The organism is Algoriphagus halophilus, assembly GCF_900129785.1.
GTDB classification, from domain to species: domain Bacteria; phylum Bacteroidota; class Bacteroidia; order Cytophagales; family Cyclobacteriaceae; genus Algoriphagus; species Algoriphagus halophilus.
The window spans coordinates 1-23,110 of record NZ_FSRC01000004.1 but is presented as its reverse complement, the minus strand read 5'-3'; the positions used below and the strand labels follow the sequence as shown (position 1 = coordinate 23,110).

Annotated in this window: 15 protein-coding genes; 3 read left to right on the top strand and 12 right to left on the bottom strand. The window is 38.5% G+C overall.

All coding sequences use genetic code 11. The features are described from left to right. Nucleotides 1-132 precede the first annotated feature (132 nt). The 7 genes from BUR11_RS19060 to BUR11_RS19030 all read right to left on the bottom strand — a co-directional run bounded on the left by BUR11_RS19060 (nt 133) and on the right by BUR11_RS19030 (nt 12,066). The gene (locus tag BUR11_RS19060; RefSeq protein ID WP_074226633.1) at nt 133-1,479 is read right to left on the bottom strand and encodes a TolC family protein; all 1,347 of its coding nucleotides are present in this window, start codon (nt 1,477-1,479) and stop codon (nt 133-135) included. Further along, nucleotides 1,479-4,541 carry an efflux RND transporter permease subunit gene (locus BUR11_RS19055; protein WP_074226632.1) on the bottom strand — a complete coding sequence of 1,021 codons (3,063 nt, stop codon included), beginning with the start codon at nt 4,539-4,541 and terminating at the stop codon, nt 1,479-1,481. The genes BUR11_RS19060 and BUR11_RS19055 overlap by 1 nt, the downstream gene beginning before the upstream one ends. A 1-nt stretch (nt 4,542) precedes the next feature. Then, nucleotides 4,543-5,625, bottom strand: coding sequence for an efflux RND transporter periplasmic adaptor subunit (locus BUR11_RS19050; protein WP_074226631.1), 1,083 nt, complete (start codon nt 5,623-5,625; stop codon nt 4,543-4,545). Between the two features lie 21 nt (nt 5,626-5,646). Then, a complete protein-coding gene (locus tag BUR11_RS19045; protein WP_074226630.1) occupies nt 5,647-6,429 on the bottom strand; it encodes an alpha/beta fold hydrolase in 783 nt (260 codons plus the stop codon). Between the two features lie 149 nt (nt 6,430-6,578). After that, on the bottom strand, nt 6,579-7,652 hold the full coding sequence (locus BUR11_RS19040) for a DUF481 domain-containing protein (protein WP_074226629.1): 1,074 nt from the start codon (nt 7,650-7,652) through the stop codon (nt 6,579-6,581). After that, nucleotides 7,640-8,710 (bottom strand): DUF481 domain-containing protein, encoded by a 1,071-nt coding sequence (locus BUR11_RS19035; RefSeq protein ID WP_074226628.1) that lies wholly within the window; start codon nt 8,708-8,710, stop codon nt 7,640-7,642. The genes BUR11_RS19040 and BUR11_RS19035 overlap by 13 nt, the downstream gene beginning before the upstream one ends. A gap of 86 nt (nt 8,711-8,796) precedes the next feature. Next, nucleotides 8,797-12,066: a TonB-dependent receptor gene (locus BUR11_RS19030; protein ID WP_074226627.1), complete on the bottom strand. Its 3,270-nt coding sequence runs from the start codon at nt 12,064-12,066 to the stop codon at nt 8,797-8,799. A gap of 334 nt (nt 12,067-12,400) precedes the next feature. Between BUR11_RS19030 and BUR11_RS19025 the strand changes: the two genes are divergently transcribed. Beyond that, complete coding sequence (locus BUR11_RS19025) at nt 12,401-13,090, top strand: lysoplasmalogenase (RefSeq protein ID WP_074226626.1); 690 nt, start codon at nt 12,401-12,403, stop codon at nt 13,088-13,090. A gap of 21 nt (nt 13,091-13,111) precedes the next feature. Then, nucleotides 13,112-13,333, top strand: coding sequence for a DUF3820 family protein (locus tag BUR11_RS19020; RefSeq protein ID WP_074226625.1), 222 nt, complete (start codon nt 13,112-13,114; stop codon nt 13,331-13,333). 18 nt (nt 13,334-13,351) lie between these two features. Here the strand turns inward: BUR11_RS19020 and BUR11_RS19015 are convergent, their stop codons facing one another. The 5 genes from BUR11_RS19015 to aspS all read right to left on the bottom strand — a co-directional run bounded on the left by BUR11_RS19015 (nt 13,352) and on the right by aspS (nt 21,290). Continuing rightward, nucleotides 13,352-14,500, bottom strand: a complete 1,149-nt coding sequence (locus BUR11_RS19015) for an N-acetylglucosamine-6-phosphate deacetylase (RefSeq protein WP_074226624.1) — start codon at nt 14,498-14,500, stop codon at nt 13,352-13,354. A gap of 10 nt (nt 14,501-14,510) precedes the next feature. Continuing rightward, the gene (locus BUR11_RS19010; protein WP_074226623.1) at nt 14,511-15,983 is read right to left on the bottom strand and encodes a sodium:solute symporter family protein; all 1,473 of its coding nucleotides are present in this window, start codon (nt 15,981-15,983) and stop codon (nt 14,511-14,513) included. Nucleotides 15,984-15,986: 3 nt separating this feature from the next. Next, complete coding sequence (locus BUR11_RS19005) at nt 15,987-16,757, bottom strand: 6-phosphogluconolactonase (RefSeq protein WP_074226622.1); 771 nt, start codon at nt 16,755-16,757, stop codon at nt 15,987-15,989. A gap of 207 nt (nt 16,758-16,964) precedes the next feature. Continuing rightward, nucleotides 16,965-19,391: a glycoside hydrolase family 95 protein gene (locus BUR11_RS19000; RefSeq protein ID WP_234982203.1), complete on the bottom strand. Its 2,427-nt coding sequence runs from the start codon at nt 19,389-19,391 to the stop codon at nt 16,965-16,967. 144 nt (nt 19,392-19,535) lie between these two features. After that, entirely contained in the window at nt 19,536-21,290 is a 1,755-nt protein-coding gene (aspS, locus tag BUR11_RS18995; protein ID WP_074226621.1) for an aspartate--tRNA ligase, read from the bottom strand. Between the two features lie 328 nt (nt 21,291-21,618). Here aspS and BUR11_RS18990 point away from each other — a divergent pair, with 328 nt between their 5' ends. Beyond that, nucleotides 21,619-22,944 carry a peptidoglycan DD-metalloendopeptidase family protein gene (locus BUR11_RS18990; RefSeq protein ID WP_074226620.1) on the top strand — a complete coding sequence of 442 codons (1,326 nt, stop codon included), beginning with the start codon at nt 21,619-21,621 and terminating at the stop codon, nt 22,942-22,944. Nucleotides 22,945-23,110: the final 166 nt, after the last annotated feature.

The window sequence follows — 23,110 nt, the reverse complement described above, 5'->3', positions numbered from 1 at the left end:
CACAGGGTCTATTAATAGACCAAATGATTTTCGAAAACATATTTTGGCAAATGCTATGCCAAAAGAAAAATAGGCAATTCTTAAAAAAAGCAAATAAAAAAATGAGCCTGATTGAATCAGGCTCAATATATTTTAATCTTCTGTTGGTAGGTTGAGTTCTTCATAGCTGTTTTGGAAAAATATTCTTCCTGAAAGCCTCATTAACTCAATCTCCATCTCTTTGATATTATAGATGGAAGTAATCAGTCTAGTCTCAGCAATAAGCAAATTTACCTGAGCATCTCTAAACTCTAAATAGGAAGAAATACCTAGCCTAAATCGTTCTAATGCTATATCAGAACTCTCCTTGGCTACTTCGTAATTCTTTTTTTCAATCTCTAACAAGTTACGATTTGTCTCATAGGTATTATATGCTCTATGAATATCAGACTGCAATTGTATCTCATATTGATCCAATGCATAGGCTTGCACTTTTTGCTGAACCTTTGCATTTTGAATTCTACGGTTCAAGGTAAATCCACTAAATAAATTCAGTGTGATATTCCCCCCATAATTGAAACCTTGCCTTTGATTTTGTAAAAGGAAACCTGCATCTGAATTGGAAGTGTTATTCACATAGCTACCATTTAGGTTTATTTGAGGAAGCCTTTGCATTTGAAGCTCCTTCATCTGTAGAAATGCAACATTCTGCTGTCTTTGCGTGATCAATAATTGCTTATTATCGATAAATGCATTCTCCTCTAAATCTATTAACCTCAAAGGTTCCTCTATCAAGATCGTGTCATTCACGGCAAACTGAGTGTCAGGAGCCAATGCCATTAATTCATTTAAATTAATTCTAGCGGCTTTAATGATTTGCTCTTGATTGACTAAAAGAGTCAGATCCGAATTATAATCAACCTCTGCAGTTAGGAAATCTCGTTTTCCGGCACCACCCAATTCATATTGTGCTTCCGCGATATCCAGTCTTGATTGACTGAGTTCCAAGGTTCTTTCCAGCACTTGATACCTTTGAAGTTCCAAAACCAATCGGTAATAGGCAGTTGAGATGGAGGCTACAGTATTTTCCACTGCCACTTTGGCATCTAACTCAGAGATTTCAGTCAATTGTCCTAGCCTTTTCATTACAATAATATTTTCAGGCTGAAACCCGTATATACCAACTACCGAAAAGTTTTCTGTTCGGGACTTTGCTCCATCAATTGTTCTGGGCTCTGGATCATTCACAAAGCGTTGCTCGACATCCTCTCTACTAAAATTTCTTGCGTAGGTCGCATCGATCGTAGGCATAAAATAATCCCCCGTACCGATTCTTTGGTTGATCTCATTAATTGTGATATTCTCTACCGCAATTTTTATATCCAGATTTTTTTCCAATCCAATTTGGATTGCTTTTTCAAGATCTAAAGCTTCTTGACTTTGAGCAAAAATTACGGAACCTAAGCTGCTCATCAAGAGCGTGGCAATTAATTTTTTCATTAAATTCTGGCTAATCTTCCTTCTTTGGAAGTGAGATAAGTATAAATAGCAGGGATTACAAATAAGGTTAGGATGGTCGCAAATGTCAACCCTCCAATTACAGCTGCCCCCATTGGCACGCGGCTTTCAGCACCAGCACCTAATCCCAATGCAATAGGCAAAATCCCTAGAATGGTCGATAAACTAGTCATCAAAATAGGACGGAAACGAGCTACCGCTGCTCCATAAATCGCTTCATGAATTGACATTCCTGTAGCTTTCCTCTGGTTTGCAAATTCCACGATAAGAATACCGTTTTTGGTCACCAAACCTATCAACATAATTATACCGATCTGGCTGAAAATATTTAGAGTAAAGCCCATGGCCCAAAGGGTAAACAAGGCACCAAAAATCGCTAATGGAACAGTAAACATGATTGTTAACGGATCCATAAAGCTTTCAAACTGGGCAGACAGTACCAAATAAATTAACACCAGTGCAAATAGGAATGCAAACAGCAAACTGTTAGAACTTTCCCTAAATTCTTTGGAAGGACCTGAAACATCTGTCGTAAAAGATTCATCCAATACCTCCGCAGCAATACGATCCATTTCTTCCAATCCATCCCCGATGGTATACCCAGGAGCTAAGTTTGCAGAAACGGTACCACTTACGAATCTGTTGAATCGATACAATTGAGGAGGTGTACTTCTTTCTGTTACCGTAACCAAATTATCCAATTGAACCAAGCTTCCATTTTCTGCACGTACATAAAGCATTCTTAGATTAATAGGCTCATTTCTGTCCTCTAATCTCATTTCACCTACCACTTGGTATTGTTTTCCATTCTTGATAAAATAGGCAAACCGCTGTCCGGAATAAGAAAGCTGTAAGGTTCTGGCAATTTCTTGTATGGATACACCAATATTCCTTGCCTTTGCCCTATCTATTTCAATCTCCAATTCTGGTTTGGTAAACTTAAGGTTGATGTCAGAGAAAATGAATATTGGACTTTTCCCTACTTCTTCCATAAAGGTTGGAATCGCTTCTTTAAGCATCTCCATGTTGGGAGCTTGCAATACATACTGAACAGGAAGACCACCTCTCCTATTCCCAATGGATTGGGGTTCGGAAGCAAATGCCCTAACTTCAGTATAGTTTTTAAGCATGGCATTGATTTCATTGAAATAATCGTTTTGAGTTCGCTCCCTATTCTCCGAGTCGGTCAAAATAAATCTAATAAAACCGGAGTTTGTGCTGGCGGTTCCAAATCCAGGAGAAGTTACAGAAATGAGCCCAGTAACTTCCTCAGGTGGGAATTTCGCTTTGAAGTCAGCCACCATTTGATCAATTACTCGATCCATGTAACCAAAAGTTGCTCCTTCGGGACCACTCAATTGAATCCTGATTTCTCCTCTGTCCTCTACTGGCGCTAATTCACTTGGAATTTGGTTAAACAACCAATAAATCCCAAAACCCATAAATGCGATTAATACGAATGAAACCCAGCGGAATTTCATAAATCCACTCAACATCTTATCGTAACCATTATTCAACCAGACAAAAATCGGCTCGGTTGCATTGTAGAATCTATTGTGCTTCTCTCTACGCTTTAATAAACGCGAACTAAGCATTGGAGTCATGGTCAAAGCCACGAAGGATGATATAATTACAGATCCAGCTACCACAATACCAAACTCCCTGAAAAGTCTACCTGTAGTCCCTGTCAAGAATATTACTGGAAGGAATACCGCTGCTAGAGCAACTGTTGTTGCAATAACCGCGAAGAAAATTTCCTCTGCTCCTTTTTCGGCAGCTGCCAATGGTTTTTCTCCTTTTTCAATTCGGGTATATATATTCTCCAATACCACAATGGCATCATCCACTACCAGACCAATAGAAAGTACAATACCAAGTAGCGTCAGAACATTGATGGAGAAGTCCATCAAATACATGATAAAGAAGACCCCAATTAAGGAAATTGGAATCGTCAATACAGGGATAAACGTCGTTCTCCAATCTCTTAAAAAGAGGAAGATAATCGCTACTACGAGGATAAACGCTGTGATTATTGTTTCCTGAACCTCTGCAATAGAACTTCGGATATAGTCAGTAGAGTCAAATCCAATCTCAAGGCCTACATCATCCGGCAAATCCTTTTTAATGAATTCTAATCTTCTGTAAAATTCATCTACGATTTCAATGTTATTGGAACCCGGAAGAGGTACTAAAACAACCCCTACCATTGGCACCCCATCACGCTTCAGGACGGTTCGCTCATTCAAAGCAGCCAATTCTGCCTTACCCACATCCTGAAACCTGACAATATTATTTTGATCTTCTTTGATGATCAAACTATTAAATTCTTGAGGAGAACTCAACCTACTTTTGGTTCTCACCGAAAGTTCAATCGTCTCTCCCTCAATTCTACCTGAAGGAAGTTCCACGTTTTCACTTTGAACTTTTGAAAGTACATCCAATGGAGTCACTCCATAAGAAGCCATTTTCAAGGGATCCATTCTTAAACGAATGGCATATTCTTTTTCTCCCCAAATCTGAACTCTACTTACTCCCGGAATAGTTTGAAGCCTTTCTTTAAAAATATTTTCAGCAATATCTGATAAGTCTAAAAGGCTTCGCTCATCACTTTTTACATTCAAAAAGACAATGGGCTGAGAATCTGCATCTGCTTTGGATACTACTGGTGGCTCTGCATCTGGAGGTAAATTTCTTTGCGCTCCGGATACTTTATCACGAACATCATTAGCAGCTGCTTCCAGATCCGCTCCCACATCAAACTCCACTGTTATGCTACTACCTCCATCATTACTTGTAGAAGTCAATGATTTAATTCCTTGGATCCCGTTGATGGCTTCTTCCAATGGCTCGGTAATCTGGGCTTCAATTACATCGGCATTGGCTCCTACGTAGGTGGTCCTAACATTAATGACAGGCGGGTCAACACTTGGAAATTCACGAATCCCCAATAAAGAAATCCCTATGGCTCCAAAAAGTATGATGACCAAAGACATCACAATTGCCAATACCGGCCTGTTGATACTTACATTTGATAAGCTCGACATATTAGTTGATTTGAGTATACTCTACAGGGGATCCCTGTCTTGCTTGTAATACACCTGTGGTGAACACCAGATCGCCTACTTCCAAACCACTGATGATTTGAACATGGGTGTCTGTACGAGTGCCGATTTCTACAGTACGCTCTTCAGCCTTATTATCAGCACCAACAACAAAAACTTTATATCCTTGAAGTTCTGGAATTACGGATTCTGAAGGAACCATCAAGGCATTTTCAGTTTCACCCAAAACAAAACGAATTCTCACAAACATTCCCGGTAAAAACTTCCTGTCTTTATTTGGGCTTTCTGCTCTTAATTTTAACGTACGGGTAGCAGCGTCAATTTGTGGTTCATATGCATATACTTTTCCTACTACCTCTTCAGGGGAAGACTCATTGGTAAAGTAAATCTCAGACCCTACCTCAACTTGATTGGCATATCTTTCAGGGATGGAAAACTCGATTTTTACAGGATCAATATTTACGAAATTGGCAATGATATCACCTGTTCCGATCACGCTCCCCTCAGAAACTTGTCTCAAACCTAGTATCCCATTAAATGGAGCCCTCACAACGGTCTTTGCCAATTGAGCCTCCACCAATTTTAAATCAGATAAGGTCGTATTATACTGATTTAGAACAATATCATATTCTTCCTGGCTAATTGCTTCTCTTGCAAGCAATTGCTTTTGCCTATTTTCTTGACTTTCAAATAATTTTTGCGTGTACTGTAATCTCTGAAATTGAGCTTGAAGCTCATCGTCATTTAAATACAATAGCGGAGTACCCTTTGATACATACTGTCCTTCATTGAATGAAATCTTGGTAACCAACCCCGAAATTTCAGGTCTAAGGTCAACTGATTCGTTTGGCAAAATAGTTCCAGTAACGGAAAGCTGGTTCCTAAGTGTCTCCCGTTGAAGCTTCACCACTTTTACGGGCAAATTAGCAGGGGCACCTGGTCCTGCACCCGAAGAAGCAACGCTTGTATCATTGGTTTTACGACTGTCCAGCCTTGGATATAAAAAAGCTGCGATAATAATGAGGATAATCCCTACTATCAGGATGATCTTTGTCTGGTTTTTCATAAATAATGAAAGTACTCCGTTTTAGGTTTGTCCTTGAATAAATGTTAATGCGTACTGATTAAATAGCTTTGGTTGTTCTACATTGACTACATGCCCACATTTTTCCACAATTTTCAAAATAGAATTACTCTGCTTTTCAACAATATTTTTTACCGGTTCTAAAAACATCAAATCCTGATCACCCATCACATAAAGGGTAGGAATATTTATAGCTTTCTCTTTAAAATATTTTAAAAGAGGATTGATATCTTTTGTTAATTTAAACCACCTGATAAACTCTTTTTGGCAAAGCTTCTTTGCCTCATTAATAAATAAGTTTCTTGATTCTTCATGCTGCTTCCTCGGCATGATAATGAATGCAAACAAACTATAAAGCCACATATAGGGAATGACTTTTTTAAATGTATTGCCAAGAAATACCAATACCCTAGATTGTATATTCAACCTAGTCACTGCCCCTGCCAATACCATTGATTTTACACGTGATGGTTCCAACTCTGCAAGATTTCTAGCGATAATTGTCCCTAATGAAACTCCAGCAAAATGAGCAGGTGGAATAGCATGATAATCCAATACTTCAATGATATCCATGGTTATTTCCTGAAAGGTATATTCCTCTTTCCAAATTGCCTCAGAAAGATCGCTGGACTTACCATGTCCTCGAAGATCAATCATCAGTAGATTAAAATGGGCTTTAAATTCTTTCAACTGTTTATACCACACCACTGAAGAACCTCCAGCACCATGGATAAACACAACCCACTCAGAACTGTTCGGATGAATATACCTTTTATTATATAACATATAGATTAAACCCTCATGCCACACAAAGGTTGTAAACAATAAAAGTAAATTGATAATTTTTGATTAATGGTAAAAAAGATACTCGTGGCAAATGTTCCTTATCAATGGAAAAAAAAGAGGATGTTTTATTCTGTAATTCTCAAATAAACCTAAAATTTCCACCCCAATGTACTTTGAACGACATAATCAAAATCAGTGGCTCCCTCTGTAGGTTTACTATCATAATTGAATGCCAATCCAAGTTTTAGGAAAAAATCATCTACAAATTTATAGGTAACATCAAACCTCGCATCTGATCTATATCTTCCCTCATCCAAGAAACTTCTATACCCTGCTATTGAACCTGAAAAATTAAAAACACCCACATCATAAAAATTAATATCGGTCCCAATTATTGCCTCGAATGAATTTTCAGATGGCAAGTCACCTTGAAATCGTTCATTGTTATTATTAACCCCTACTTGTAGGTTCCAATAGGAATGATTGGTATGAATTAAATACATACCTGCTCCTAGGATGGAATTCACCCTTAATTCCAACAATTGTTGTGTGTTGCTGAGTAAGCTGACCACCCCTATTAAAAAAAAATCCTTGGGGAGAAATAATAAAATTGATCCGCTACCTTGATAACGCTCAATAGCAGCAGTAGAAGATTGAATGGATCTAATCACGTTTAAGTCCAGTGCTCCTCCCCAGATATCTCCTGAATAACCCAAATTTGACTTGATTGAGAACTGTCTCAGTTTGTTTGCTTTTGCCAAGTTGAATCCAACACTAATATCTCCATTAAACCGACTTGAAAAAGAGGTATTAATTTCATTCAATAATACCAGTTGGTCTTTATTGATTTGAAAATTTTCAAACTCATCCAATTCAATATGGCTCAATGTCCTTTTTGTGGGTTTAATCACATGAATCAACAAAGAGTCATTGGATATTGATTTTAAGTTTCCCTCAAGCCGCTCCCCATTTTCAAGCGTAATCAAAAATAGGCTTTCGGAATGAATGGTATTTACTTCTTTCCATTTGACCTGAATATCAGCATTGGAATAAATCGTTTTGATAAAAAGAATTCCCCTATCCATATATTTGATTTCTCCTACCAAAACATCCTCATTGGATAGCCTCAACGTATCTTTTTGAGCTTTGCTTAAATGAGGAAACCCTACCAAAAGTAGGGTTCCAAGTAATATCAATTTGTAAAGGAAATTTATAACTCCCATCCAACGGTGGTTTGGAAAATATAATCGAGCGTAGTGGCTCCTTCAATCGGTCTGTTATCGTAGTTCATGGTTGTACCAAGCTTCACATAAAAATCAGAAAAGAATTCATACTTCACATCCATTTTAAAATCTGTTCTGAATCTTCCTGATTCGGAAAAACTTGGATAGGCCACTACTTGGGAATAAAGCGTTAAATCTCCTATATCATACATATTGAGTTCGGCTCCTATGAAACCTTCCCCTGTTCTCCTTGATGGGGTGTCGTCAAAGTATCTTTCATTGTTATAGTTGACCCCTGCTTGAAAGCCAAAGTAGGTCTGATTATTATGAACCAAGTATTTACCAATACCAATTTTATTACCGGTTCGGAGTTTAATCAACTGCTCCGTGTTGGAAAGAAAAGTAATGTTGTAGAGTAAATACCAATCTTTAGGCAAAAAATAGTTATAGGAGAAATCTGCATCTGTCCTTTTCACTGGATCTATCTCATCTTGCGCGGATCTTAGAGAGTTATAGGTTGCGTTTGCTTTCCAACGGTCTGCTAAATATCCCAATCCACTTCTTATATTAAATTGTCTTAGGTTATTGGCTTTAGTTAAGCTCCACCCCAAGTCAATGTTGGCAGATAGTCTACTCCAAAACCCTTCATCTAGCGCATTTAAGTAAACGATTTGATCTATATCAACCTGAATTGTTCCCCCTCCAATATCTTCAGTACCCGTGTTTCTTCTTTTTTTCCTTAAGGGAAGAAGATTATCAGGGTCATAGGTATCGATGGATATCACCCCATCTCCTACGCTATTCACTTTACCGTTATACCTCTTTCCATTAGAAAGGGTAATTAAATATTTTGTGTTAGAATACAATTGTGCGATTCCGTCCCAAGAAATTTTAAAGTCAGAATCACTGTAATCGGTTTCAATAGTTAGGACTCCCCGATCCATACTTTTTATTTCACCGATAATGACGTCTTTATTCTTTAAAATTAAAGAATCCGTCTGTGCATGAATGGAAAAAGTAATTCCAAAAGCAAAAATTAAGGCTATAAGATTTTTCATAAACGATTAACCATTAAAAACTTAGAATTGTTAAAAATAAAAAATGCACCCAAAAATGGGTGCATTTTTTGCCAAATTTTCAATTTTTAATTAAAGATATAACGAACGCCTACCTGCATTCTCCAAGTATCTCCAATTGAGGTAGTATTTCTAAATGTATCTGTAGGGAACTCACTAGTTCCAGGGATAGTGTTCAATCGATATTCTGGTTGACCAGCACTATTAACACCTCTATAGTTCAGCAAGTTATCTTGATACGCAAACTTTTGAATTCCCCATGAAGAGTTAAACATATTGCCAATATTCAAAATATCAATAGATAATTGAAGTCTATTCTTTTGATCTTTAGATAACACGATATCTTCAGTGATTCTCAAATCAAATCTATTTACAAATGGTCTGACAGCTCCATTTCTTTCAGCAATAGACCCTCTGTTCTCACTTAAATACTTATCCTGATCAATATAAGCATCCAATAACTGCGCTTGTTCAGCAGCAGTAATGGTAGTTCCATTTAAGGTAAATTCCTGGAACGCCAATTCACTAGCATTGTTTGGTATATACATCAATCGGTTTGAGGCATCGCCAAAGTTTCCAGAGTAAGTATAAGAGAATCTACCAGCGTCAGAACCTTCATAGAATAATGAAATCGTGGTATTATCTGTTTGATAGGCAATGTTTGCGATTACTCTATTAGGAATATCAAAGCCAGCAAAACTTAATTCTGGATCATTTCTATCTGATTGAACAGTAGCAGGCCAAAGTGAGATCGCTTGGGCACCGCTGGAAGCATCCAAATCACGAGATCTAGATCTTGTATATGCTACCATCGTTGAAAATCCATTATCGAATTGCTTTTGTAATTGTGCAGTAATGGAATAATAGTCTGCCTTTCTCTGAGCATTAGTTAAATAAAAGACATTTCTAAAATCATCATCATTGGAATAGTTACTTCCTTCCCAATAAGGTCTCTGATCAGGACCTGAGAATGTTCCATCTGGAGTTCTTACCACTGGATTGTATGCAATAGGAGTAGAAACATCTTTAGAATAAATAAACTCTAGGGTTCCAATGATTCCAAATGGTAATACCTGATCCACTGCAAGGTTAGATCTCCATACTTGAGGAAGTTTGAAGTTTCTATCGGTCAGGTTTAGCTCGTTGGAAAGCGATTGGCCAGGATTTTCTGGATTCCCAAAAGTTACATCTGGATTGAACACGTAATTAGGGCCTAAAGCATCTACTACATCTTCTCCTTCATAACCAAGTCCACCTCTTACCACACCGGAACCATTCACTTGATTTGACAACCATACAAAAGGAATTCTCCCTGAGAATATACCTGTACCTCCACGTACTTGTGTGGTACGGTCACCATGTACATCCCAGTTCACACCTACTCTTGGAGACCAAAGAGGGTTCACTTTAGGGAACTGACTTACATCTGGTGTAATCGTTCCGTCTGGAGTTTCAAAGGTTTTGTTTAAGTCATCCAACAATTCATTGGTCGGAATATCAATTGGGTAGAAAGGAAAATCAATTCTCAACCCACCAGTCAATTTCAAGTTTGGAGTTACTTGAAATTCATCCTGAACATAAAAACCGATTTGACCAAATTTGGTATTATCTACTGGAGGAGTTGTTGAACCGTCTAATGCATATCCTTTTGCAAATGCTTCTGGATAGGAACCTGGCGTACGATCAATAACAGTTGCTACAAAATCATCATAGGAATTGAATCGATAAAATCCATTAAATACCGGGTTGAAGGCATTTTTGAACGTCATGTATTCAAAGTTCACCCCAAAAGTATACGTATGGTTTCCTTTGTAAATGGAGAAATTGTCGGTGAAATTGAAAATATTATTCTCCAATAAGTTACCCACGGTATATAACTCATTACCCATGGACATGTAGTAAAGTAAGTTACCAGATGCATCTGGCTCCATTACTTCAATAAATGGAAAATCCTGTCCTCCAGGGATCCCTCTTTTTGGATCCGTAATTGAGGTATATCCAACATTGATTTGATTGGACATATTCACTCCGATTCTGGAGTTTACTTCAGCAACCCAAGACTGTACTTTTCTATCATTCGTGTAATTCGCATTTCTGAAATTCATTGCTTCAATTCCAGTTCTGCTAGTATTTCTATATCTGGTAGAAATGTATCTTACAGAGTTTCCGTTGGTTGGTACATCAGTAAATGCTGTGTAATTGTTATATCGTAATGATACTTTGTGATTGTCATTGATGTTCCAATCCAATCGAGCATTAAATCTTTCCTGCTCTGAAGCAAATGAATAATTCTCATAAGGACCTGCCTCGTAGCCATATATTTGAGAAAGGCTCTCTCTTACAAAATCCAATTGGGACGCAGGTACTCTAGAAACTGTCAAACCATCAGGCTCTAAGCCTGGTCTTGAAGCAACTTTTGTAAAACTTGGTACCGCTTCGGTCTCTTTTTCATATGAAACAAAGAAGAATAATTTATTCTTTAGGATTGGTCCTCCTAATCTGAATCCTACAATTTCATTTTTAGAGTCTCCTACATTCAATCGAGTATCTCCTACTTTATCACCAATCATTTGGTCATTTCTTAGGAAATAATAAGCAGAACCAGAGAAATCATTGGTTCCTGATTTGGTAATCGCATTTACAGAAGCTCCTGTAAAACCAGCTTGACGAACATCAAATGGAGCCAAGTTTACCTGTACTTCCTCGATAGCATCCAATGAAATTGGGTTTGATCCAGCAAATTGGCCAGAACCTAAACCGAAGTTATTGTTATAGATATTGCCATCAATTGTATAGTTATTGAACCTGCTTGAAGTACCCGCAAAGGAAGTTCCATTCGATTGTGGTGTTAATCGAGTGAAATCATTGATACTTCTGTTTACGGTAGGCAATGAATTAATTTTATCATTGTTTAAGTTCAAAGAAGCACCCGTACGATCAGAGTTCATGATAGCATCTTTACTTGCTACCACTTCTACTAGATCTAATTCCATTCCATCGGATAGTTGTACATTCAAGGTGTAAGTAGCACCAAGGCCTAGAACAATCCCATCAAAAGTTCGCTCTTCAAATCCTACAAATGATACTACGACCGTATAAGGTCCGCCGACCCTCATATTTGGAAGTACAAATCTTCCTTCTAAATTACTTACTGCTCCATAACGCGTCCCTGATGGTTCATGCGTTGCCACAATATTTGCCCCCGGAAGGGACTCACCAGTTTCGTCAATTACATTTCCTTGAATGCTGGCTGTGGTAACACCCTGTGAAAAGGCTATACCTGTACCCACAAAAAGGAAAATTAATGACAACAAATTTCTCAGTAAATTTTGCCTCATAATAAATTGGTTTTGATATAAGTTGGTTTTAATTAATTCCCTACAAAAGTAAAATCGAGATGCGGTATTTTGGGGTAGGAATTGTTAAGATTCACATCCCAAATTTCACAAATTTTAACAATAAATTAATATCAAAAAGCGAATAATGTTTTCTTATTTCTAAAAAATCTTTCAATTCTTTATTGAATAGAAAATTAATTTGAGTCAATTTTGAAAAGCTTACCGAAAAGGAGGAGCCTTAAAATTTTCACAAATTCAAAATCAGATTTTGAGAACACCTGCTTTTGCAGTTAAATAAATTTGATCAGATAATTATCACAAAATATCCTACCAATTGAGAAATAAAGATTTTGCTTGGTTATACCTGTTTTTGTTTGCTACGCTGGCAGACCTTTTCTTTATTTTAGAGAATAAGTCAGACTTACGCCTTTTCTCTAAACCCCTGATAATATTGGGGTTAATCATCTACTTCTACCTTATTTCCAAACCGATAGCCCGAACTTTGCTTTCCAGAACAATTATGGGAGCCTTGATTTTCTCTTGGATAGGAGATATTCTCCTATTGTGGCCGGAGTTATTTGCCTTTGGACTTGGCTCTTTTTTGATGGCACATATCTGTTACATCATTGGGTTTAAAGTGGCTCAAAAAAATCCAGGAGAAATAGGCAATGTAAATTTTGTCAAGGCTTTTTTATTAAACCTTCCATTCTACATCCTTGCAGCATTTGTTTATTACCTGATTCAACCTAATCTTGGGGTATTGAAAATCCCTGTGATCATCTATGTGATTGCAATTATTTCCATGGTTACCATGGCTAGAGAACGATATGGGAAAGTGCATGCCCCTAGCTTTTGGCAGGTAATGGTTGGAGCAACTTTATTTTTTATTTCAGACGGAATCCTTGCCATTAATCGGTTTTACCTAGAGTTTCCTGAAGCAGGAATCCTAGTGATGGGCACCTATGCGGTAGGTCAACTATTAATAATTATGGGAATTCGAAGCTTCATTATTCAACCCCAATGATTTATTCAACACCTACTTCTAATGGATAAGCAAATCCTCATTGATCTTGTCACCAAAAAAATGCCTTTTGGCAAATATAAAGGGAGGCTTTTATGCGATATTCCAGAGCATTATTTAGTCTGGATGCATGGACAAGGATTCCCCGAAGGCAAACTGGGTATGTGGCTACATACCTTGTATGAAATCAGGCTGAATGGATTGGAAGATATTTTGAGAGAGTTGAAAAAGAATTATTCGTATTAAAACCCAATCATTCACCAACTACTTTGTATAAACAACTTCCCCCGTTTTTATCGTCTGCAGGATTTCCAAATCCTTCCCATTGATATTTAATACTAACAAATCAGCTTTACTTCCACTTCTCAATCCACCAGAATAACCCGTATCCAAAAATTGTAAGGGTCTTACCGAAGCCATTTCTATTGCTTCTGGTCTAGAAGTTAGTTGACGATCTACCAAGTAGTTAATGCATTGAAGTAAAGAAGAAGCCGACCCAGCCAATAACCCAAGATTCTTTTCCATATACAGTCTTCCATTTTTGCTCAACACCACATCTCCTCCAATTGGACTTTGATAATTTCCGGGAGAAAGCCCAGCAAAACGTGTGGAATCGCTGATAAGGAAAGTGGTTTTTGGTTTCACTTTCATAAAAACTTTGAGGACAGCATCAGGAAGATGAAATCCATCAGCAATCAAACTCGTCCAAAGTTTTTCAGAAGCCAGTTGGTCCCATAGATAGTTGGGATGTCTCGGCAGCATAAGATGAGCTGCATTTCCAAGGTGGGTTGACAAAGTTGCTCCAGCCTCTATCGCAGCTTCAATCTGGGAAGTATTCGCAGCTGTATGTCCAATCGCTACTTTTACTCCAGATTCAATGCATTTCTCAATGAATCCAACTGCCCCTTCCCATTCAGGAGATATCGTAATCAGTCTGATTCTTCCTTCTGCTGCTTCTTGCCAAGCACTGAACATTTTCCAGTTTGGAGCCTGAATATATTTTAAAGGGTGAGCTCCTCTCGGCCCCTCTTCTTTGGAGAGAAAAGGACCTTCCAAATGAATTCCTTGGACAGTACTTTGAATCAGTCCATTGGAAGCACAAGCCAAAGAAATGATTTTTAAGGATTTTCGAATAGAATCATCGCTATTGGTGATAACGGTAGGGAAATAAGTAGTTACCCCACTTTCAAACATTGCTCTAGTTACCTTTAGAACATCTTGCTCCTTTAGATTTGAATCATTAAAATCTATCCCCTGAAAACCATTTACCTGTAAGTCAACAAAACCGGGGGCAATCAGATTTTTTGATTTTGATGATTCCAATTCCATGATTTCTTGGATGATTCCATCCATTATGATCACTTGGATTGGCTTCCCAGTTTGAAAATGAATCCCTTCTAAGCTGTATTCCATATGATTATTTCTATTCTTTCGCGCTCAGATTTTTTAAAAGTTGTTCAACCTCTAAGGATGGTTCCTTCTTACTAAGCCAACCAGCTAGGGTAAATAGTAAAAACGAAACGATGGTAGGTGCGCCAATTGTAATTGCCAAGGAATCCATGGGAAACAATTTGAGAAGTACAAATGTCAACAATCCTCCCAGAATAGAAATCACTGCAATTTTTCCATCACTTCGTTTAAATGCAGGCAATAATCCTAATATCATAGGAATAGCAATTGGTCCCAATAAGGCTGCAAACCAAGAAATAATCAAACCGATAACTCCTCCAAAATGAGATGAATTCAGTGCAGTAAGAATGGTCAACAGGGTAAAACAAAAGGTCGTAATTCTGGCCAATTTCAATCCGTTCTTTTTGGATAAATGTTTTAATCGAGGAAATAATATTGGAAGGATATCTCTACTGATGACTGCTGAAATAGTATTGGAATCCGATGCAGTCATAGAAAGTGTATTTGCAAAGAGGGACGCCAAAATCAACCCTACTAGCCCAACTGGTAAAAATTCTAGGACCAATTTCCCATAAGAAAGAGTGGGATCTGCAAGATTTTCAAAAAATATTGGAGCAGCAAACATAGGATAGAACAATATCAAAGGCCATATGAAATACAAAAAGGAGGATAAAATTGCCGCCTTTTTCGCAACCGCTCCCGAGGAAGTAGAAATGAATCTGGTCGCTAAGTTCCAGGTTCCTCCGCTATAACTGAAAAAATTGATGACTAACATCACTAATGCAAAACCCAAGGTATAGGGATCATGGAAAAACTGCGCATTTTCTTGAGGTAGCCTATCCCATAATGTAACTATCCCTTCTATTCCATCACCCAATTGAATAAGGATCATGACGAACATGGTCAGCCCAGCCAATACTTGGATTACAAATTGTCCCAAATCATTCCAAACATCTGCCCAAAGCCCACCAATCGTAATATAAATCAGAGATACAAACCCTACCAAGAGCACTCCAAAAGTGATGGAAGCACCAGAGAATACATTTAATAAGATGGCTATGGCTGCCAATTTCCCTCCAGTGTCAAATACTTTGATCAAAGTCCCAACCCAGGCAATTAATTGTTGCGTAGGTAAATTGTATCTTACTAAAAGGTACTCTGTTGGGGATTGGATTCCCGAAAGAATTCTGAGTCGTGACCAACGAGGTGCGATATAAAACGCTGCAACCAAAACTGAAATCCCTACCGTAAAGGCCCACCATACATAAATTGTAAATCCATGGGTATAGGCTATGCCTGCATAGGCAACAAAAACTGCTCCACTATAACCTGAAACATGGTGGGAAATACCCGATAACCACCAAGGCAATTTTCCTCCTGCGGTAAAAAAATCAGCCGAATTGTTCACTTTAAAATAAGCCCATATCCCAATGGATAAAAGCATCAGAAAATACAGAGCAAGAATAATCCAATCCAGTAATTCCATGAATCAATTGGTGTTGAGGGGAGCATGTGGAAGTTTGCTTACGGCAGCAGCATCGAAGTAAAATTTGCATTGAGGGTGCGTCCTCAAGATAGTGGCAGGACAAGCTTCAGAAAGTGGTCCGGTCAATGTATTTTTCACTGCTTCGCTTTTATTTTCACCCAAGACCACACAAAATAAATTATCTCCGGACATCAAGGCTGGAATCGTCAAAGTAAGTGCTGTTTTAGGAACATCATCTAAACTTTCAAAGCACCCATCATGCACTTGTTGGGCTCTACATGCCTGGTCCAACTGTACTTTTTTGATTAATACAGAATCCTTAAAATTTGCCACGGGAGGATCATTAAAGGCAATATGTCCATTCTCACCTATTCCCAAGCAAACAATGTCAATAGGGGCTTTCATTAACAAGTCTGAATACCGATTAATCTCCAACTCTTGACTTCCATGAGTTCGTATCAAATGCACTTCTTTGAAAGGAACTTTGGAGAACAAGTTCTCCTCTAAATACTTGGAAAAAAATTGAGTAGCACCAATGGGAAGACCGATGTATTCATCCATATGCATTGCCACTATTTTTTCCCATTTGATTTTAGAGGAGGCGGCTAGATAGTTCAAAATTCCCGTTTGGGAAGGGGCCGCAGCAAATATCATCCTGATTTCTTCTTGCGTTTCCTGAAGATCTTCTATACACTTTTCCACTGCTTTTCCCGCAGCCTTCCAAGCTAAGTCTCTTGTAGAAAATACATGGATTTCCTGTTGAATTTCTTCCATCTAATTGAGATATAAGTTCTTTCCCCTAACAGACCTAAAAGATTACTTGGGGCTATCTCTTAAATATAAGATATCCTTATTAGTTCGAAAGCAAATTCATCATCCTGTGGTTTTAAAAGTTGGCTGAATTATAAATAGCCTTTCTATTAGACACCTCCCAAATCACTTATCTCTTTAATAAATTGGATTTCTTTAGCTAAAGTATCCTTATTTTATATTCACTAGGTAGGCAGCACCTTTTTCCGTATTGAAACTAACTACCCTTGGCTTATTATCTGAATTTCTAACTAATTCTTGCCCATTCTCATTTACTAAATTACCTCCTCCAGGAAGTAAAATTTTGCATTCTCCTCCTACTTCTGATAAAATGGTGGCCTTGGATATTTTTCCAAAATCCCATTCAAAATCTACGCTAAATCCACCTCGGGCTCTCATCCCTTTTACAGAACCCTTTTCCCAGGATTGGTCAGTGGGAAGGGCAGGCAATAAACGAATCACCTCATCTTTGCCATGACTTTGTAGAAGCATTTCTGAAATTCCGGCAGCTCCACCAAAATTACCGTCAATTTGAAAAGGTGGATGTGCACAAAATAAATTCGCATAAGTTCCACCATTACTCATGACGATTTTGGTCCCATCTCCTCCTGCAGGCTGCAGTAATTTTTTCAATAATAAAAGAGCATGATCTCCATCTCCTAATCTTGCCCAAAAATTGATTTTCCAGGCTCTGCTCCAACCCGTTCCCCCATCTCCACGCTGGATTAATGTTTCTTTAGCAGCAGCTGCCAACTTTGGTGTGTCCCATCGGGTGATTTCATCATAGGGGTGTAGCCCATACAAATGCGAAACATGTCGATGATTTGGATCCGCATCTTCCCAATCTTGCAACCATTCATTTAAATCCCCATTCTTTCCTACTTGGTTAGGAGCTAATCGTTTCTTTTTATCCTTCAATTGATTGGCAAATGTCTCATCAATCCCTAAAATAGTTGCAGCAGCAATCGTATTCCCAAAAACCTCTCTGGTGATCTGCATATCCATGGTAGGCCCCATGACAGTATGACCTTTGTAACCATTCGGTTTTAGGTAAGTGTTTTCTGGAGAATTAGATGGTGCTGTAACCAAATAGCGATGCTCGGGTTCCTCAATTAATACCGATGCCAAAAACTGTGCAGCTCCTTTTAAAACCGGATAATATTCCTCCAAAAATGCTGTATCTCTGGTGTATCTAAAATGCTCCCAAATATGTTCGGTCATCCAAGCACCTCCAGTCATTGTGGAACCCCAATTGGCTCCTTCTCCTGGAGAAGTGAAATACCATGGGTTACTAATTACGTGAGCAACCCAACCTTCGGCATCATAATAGGCTTTGGCTGTTTTTTCTCCATTTCGAACTAAATTGGAAGTGAAATTTCTCATGGGTTCTGCTAAATCCCCTAAACCCATCGGCTCTGCCAACCAATAATTCATTTGAATATTGATATCCAAGTGATAGTCTCCATTCCAAGGCGCCTGGTATTCAGTAGCCCAAATTCCTTGTAAATTAGCCGGGAGTTGACCAGGCTGTGAAGATGAAATCAATAAATACTTCCCAAAATTATAATAGAGCACCGGAAGCTGAGCATCCTCTTTCCCTTCAGCAAATCGAAGTAGTCTTTCCGGGGTAGTTAATTGTTGAACTTCTGGATTTTCTTTATTGAGTTTAAAGCTGTTCCTATTGAAAAACGATTGAAAGGCTTCTACATGCCTTTCTTGAGCTTCCTTCAAATCCAATGCAGCTACTATCTCTTGAGCCTTTTGAACTGGATCTCCCAATGGTATTTCTGGATGGTCTATATTATAGTCTGTCGCTGAGGAAATAATCAAGTAACATATCTCTGAATCCTTCACGTGTAATTTACCTTCTCCATTCGAAATTGTCCCATTGATTGGAATCACTTGAAGTAAAGCAGCATATTTCATCCCAGGTAGATCCTTGTTTGGAAGTTGACCACTAAGAAGTAAGCTATTCTCCCCCAAATTCGACAAAGAAGCATTTTCTTTTCTAGAAAGCTCCACATCGAAGTTCAATTCACCTTTTTCAGAAGCAGACAATTTGATGATCATTACATCATCTGGAATACTCGAGTAAGCCTCTTGTATAAATTTCACTCCATTTCGGTTCCATTGAGTAGTTGCGATCGCCTTCTCCAAATCCAAAATTCTTTCATAATCTGTAAAGAGACTCGCAGTATCTTTCCAGGTAATCCATAAGTCTCCAAGCGTTTGATAGCTACCATAATGTTCATTGGCTCCATTTCCATACCCAGAACCAACTCCTTTACTGACAAAATGCTCTTGCAATAATGCTTCAGCCTCCTGATTCTTTCCTTCCAACAATAACTGCTGAATTTGCTTGAGGTATTGGTTTGCATTTTCCCGATCTGCATCCTGTACACCTCCTGACCAAAGTGTTTTCTCATTCAATACTATTCGATCCCGGTTGGGGTTACCAAAGATCATTCCTCCTAGGTGTCCATTACCAATTGGCAAAGATTCTAGAAAATTGATCGCAGGCTGATCAAATTTTAGAGTTAAATCTGCCCTTTGGGCATTTGAAAATTGGGAGATCCCTACTAAAAAAAGGATACTCAAAAAGTATCTTTGTAAAAAACTTATAGCAATCATTGAAAGGGTGGTTCTTTTGAAAATACTAAATAATCCCCTTCCGCTTAGGTATCCTACCCGATCGCTAAAAAATTATACCGTAAACAAAAAAAGAGGCCGAAGCCTCTTTCCCTATTTTTTTAGATTGACCAAAATGGAGAGCTCTTTGAGTTGCTCGTCTGCAATGGTACTTGGTGAATCAATCATCACATCCCTACCAGAATTGTTTTTCGGGAAGGCGATGTAATCTCTAATGGAGTCAGAACCTCCGAAAATTGCACAAAGACGGTCAAATCCAAAGGCGATTCCTCCATGAGGTGGCGCTCCATACTCAAATGCCTCCATTAAGAAACCAAATTGCTTTTGTGCTTCTTCTTCCGTGAATCCTAGATGTTTGAACATCAATTGCTGTGTAGCCCTATCATGGATACGAATTGATCCTCCTCCGATTTCCACTCCATTAATTACCAAATCATAGGCATTGGCACGAACAGCTCCAGGATCGGAATCTAACAAAGGAATATCCTCCGTTTTAGGAGAGGTAAATGGATGGTGCATGGCATGATATCTCTTCGTTTCCTCATCCCATTCTAATAAAGGAAAATCTACCACCCAAAGTGGCTTGAACACATTTCTATCTCTTAGACCAAGATCTTCGCCCATTTTAAGTCGAAGCTCAGAAAGTTGTTTTCTAACCGTAGCTGTATCACCACTCAAAATCAACATCAAATCTCCAGGCTCTGCACCGAATTCGTTGGCCCAAGCTTGAAGATCTTCTTGTGTATAAAACTTATCTACCGTGGACTTGATGGTGCCATCTTCATTGAATTTGGCATAAACCATACCTTTAGCTCCGATTTGCGGCCTTTTCACCCATTCTGTCAAGGCATCCAGCTGCTTCCTAGTATACTCCGCTGCTCCTTTAGCACAGATTCCTACTACTAGTTCAGCACTATCAAAGATTCCAAATCCTTTTCCTTGAGCCAGGGCATTCAACTCCACAAACTTCATATCAAATCGAAGGTCAGGCTTGTCATTGCCATAATATTTCATGGCATCTGCAAAAGTCATTCTTTGAACTTCCTCCAGCTCTACTCCCTTAACATTTGCAAACAAATGTTTGGTAAGACCTTCGAAAGTGGACAAAATATCTTCCTGCTCCACAAAGGCCATTTCGCAATCTATCTGTGTAAATTCAGGTTGGCGATCTGCTCTCAAATCTTCATCCCTAAAACATTTTACAATTTGGAAGTATCTGTCAAAACCAGACACCATCAATAATTGCTTAAAGGTTTGAGGGGATTGAGGAAGTGCATAAAATTCTCCCGGGTTCACTCTGCTTGGTACCACAAAATCACGGGCACCTTCAGGAGTAGATTTGATTAAAACAGGAGTTTCCACTTCCATGAAGTGCTGAGCATCCATGTATTTTCTGGTCTCCTGCATCATTTTGTGACGCAATTGAAGCTTCTCCCTTACCACATTTCTTCTCAAATCAAGGTATCGATATTTCATTCGAAGTTCCTCGCCTCCATCAGTCTCATCCTCTATAATAAAAGGGGGAACTTTTGCGGCATTTAAAACCTCCAACTTGCTCACTTTGATTTCAATGGATCCAGTTGGGATTTTATCATTTTTGGAAGTTCTTTCGATCACTTTACCCGAAGCTTGAACGACAAATTCTCTTCCTAATTCGGCAGCTTTTTCCAACAACTCCTTTTCAGAAGATTCCTCTTCAAAAATCAATTGGGTAATTCCGTATCTATCTCTCAAGTCAACCCAGATCAACCCTCCTTTATTTCGAACTCGCTGAACCCAGCCAGCTAGTGTTACTTCTTGGTCAGTATGGTCTAGGCGTAATTCGCCACAAGTATGCGTCCTCAGCATGATATTAGTTTTTTTGGGAGGTCAAAGATAAAGAATTGAGTTCTAGAACACCACCCTCTTTTTGAGATTCCTTACCATATTGAATAAAACTTTGTAGATTTTACTTCAAAACGCTGTAATCATTAAATTATCCTTAATTGAGAAGAGCGTTTTTTCCATTCCTTCCAAAAAACTTTCAGATTTCTTGATAAAATTTTTCACCTTCTCAAAGCGTTGGCATTAAAGTTGGATTTGTTTTAACTTAAGTAAGTTCCCTCAAAACTTGGAATAAAGTGTCTTTTTTCCTTGCTTTAAGGTTATTCAATCATCCCATAAGATTTCAAATTAAATGAACAAAAGATGGATCGTTGTCGCATCCGTGGCTTTAACACTTGGAGCAGCAGCTATTTTCCAGCAGTATGGCAATTCACCTGAATCCAATACCATGCAAGAACCTATAGACGAGGTTCCTGTAGAGGAGGTCTCCAATGAGGTCTATTTGTATGGTATCAATGTGACAGGTCTTAATATCGTGGAAGGAACAGTCAGTAAAAACCAGACATTGGCCACCATTTTGGCTCCTTTTAATGTTCCTTATCAAATCATTGATGAAATTGCCAAAAAGTCAAAAGAGGTCTTTGATGTTAGAGGAATCGCTACCAACAAAAAATTTACTGTAATTACCCCTTCCGATTCTGCCCAAGCTCAATTTTTTATTTATGAACCCAATCCTGCTGAATACGTGGTTTTTAACTTGGATTCGGTAGATATTTATAAGGCGGAAAAGCCAGTTGAATTTGTTGAAAAAGAAATAGCCGGCGTAATAGAAGATCGAAGTAATTTGGCTGTGGAAATGTTGAAGCAGGATGTTAGCTACGACATTGTCGATCAATTTGCAGATTTATATGGCTGGTCCGTGGATTTTGGAGCACTTCAGCCAGGAGACAAATTCAAAGTGGTTTTTGATGTCAAAATGATTGATGGAAATGTAATTGGTGCTGGTGAAATCAAATTGGCATACATGGAGCACAGGGGAGAACCTTTTCACGCAATTCCTTTTGAGCAAAATGGAGAAATGAATTTCTTTGATCAAGAAGGAAACAGCTTGAAGAAAGCATTCCTCCGGGATCCTGTAAAATACACTAGAATCAGTTCTCGATATAACCTGAGAAGATTCCATCCTGTACAAAAAAGATACAAAGCACATTTAGGAACTGATTATGCAGCTAGTAGGGGCACAGAAATTCGTTCGGTAGGAGATGGCGTAGTTACCCATGCTACCTATACCTCTGCCAATGGTAATTATGTAAAGATCAAACATAACGGAACGTATACTACGCAATACCTTCATATGTCGAAGATTGCTAATGGTGTGAAACCAGGCACTCGAATTAAACAAGGTCAAGTAATCGGATATGTAGGCAGTACAGGACTTGCTACAGGCCCACATTTATGTTTTAGGTTCTGGAAAAATGGAAAGCAAGTGGATTGGCTAAGAGAAAAAATACCACCTTCCGAACCAATATTAGCGGCTAATAAAGCGGCTTTTGAATCCACAAAATTCGAGGCTTTGAAAGTATTGGCCAACATTACCTACCCTGGAGAAACTCCAAAATTAGTAGCTGGAGTTGAGGGAAATCCAAATCAGACTACCTTGAAGGCCAAAACGGATTGATTATTACATTCTCCCTATAAAAAAATGGGCTCCAGCTATCTGGAACCCATTTTTTTATGTTCTGCTTAGGCTTACAGCACATCCACTTTTTTCTGTCTACCTGAGTAGGTGAACTGGGACTTTCCGATCCTCAGCTCTGTCCTTCTGTTCAGCTGGTGCATCGCAG

Coding starts and splice junctions, on each gene's coding strand:
- BUR11_RS19060 (WP_074226633.1), bottom strand. CDS start 1,479: ATGAAAAAATTAATTGCCACGCTCTTGATGAGCAGCTTAGGTTCCGTA.
- BUR11_RS19055 (WP_074226632.1), bottom strand. CDS start 4,541: ATGTCGAGCTTATCAAATGTAAGTATCAACAGGCCGGTATTGGCAATT.
- BUR11_RS19050 (WP_074226631.1), bottom strand. CDS start 5,625: ATGAAAAACCAGACAAAGATCATCCTGATAGTAGGGATTATCCTCATT.
- BUR11_RS19045 (WP_074226630.1), bottom strand. CDS start 6,429: ATGTTATATAATAAAAGGTATATTCATCCGAACAGTTCTGAGTGGGTT.
- BUR11_RS19040 (WP_074226629.1), bottom strand. CDS start 7,652: ATGGGAGTTATAAATTTCCTTTACAAATTGATATTACTTGGAACCCTA.
- BUR11_RS19035 (WP_074226628.1), bottom strand. CDS start 8,710: ATGAAAAATCTTATAGCCTTAATTTTTGCTTTTGGAATTACTTTTTCC.
- BUR11_RS19030 (WP_074226627.1), bottom strand. CDS start 12,066: ATGAGGCAAAATTTACTGAGAAATTTGTTGTCATTAATTTTCCTTTTT.
- BUR11_RS19020 (WP_074226625.1), top strand. CDS start 13,112: ATGGATAAGCAAATCCTCATTGATCTTGTCACCAAAAAAATGCCTTTT.
- BUR11_RS19015 (WP_074226624.1), bottom strand. CDS start 14,500: ATGGAATACAGCTTAGAAGGGATTCATTTTCAAACTGGGAAGCCAATC.
- BUR11_RS19010 (WP_074226623.1), bottom strand. CDS start 15,983: ATGGAATTACTGGATTGGATTATTCTTGCTCTGTATTTTCTGATGCTT.
- BUR11_RS19005 (WP_074226622.1), bottom strand. CDS start 16,757: ATGGAAGAAATTCAACAGGAAATCCATGTATTTTCTACAAGAGACTTA.
- aspS (WP_074226621.1), bottom strand. CDS start 21,290: ATGCTGAGGACGCATACTTGTGGCGAATTACGCCTAGACCATACTGAC.
- BUR11_RS18990 (WP_074226620.1), top strand. CDS start 21,619: ATGAACAAAAGATGGATCGTTGTCGCATCCGTGGCTTTAACACTTGGA.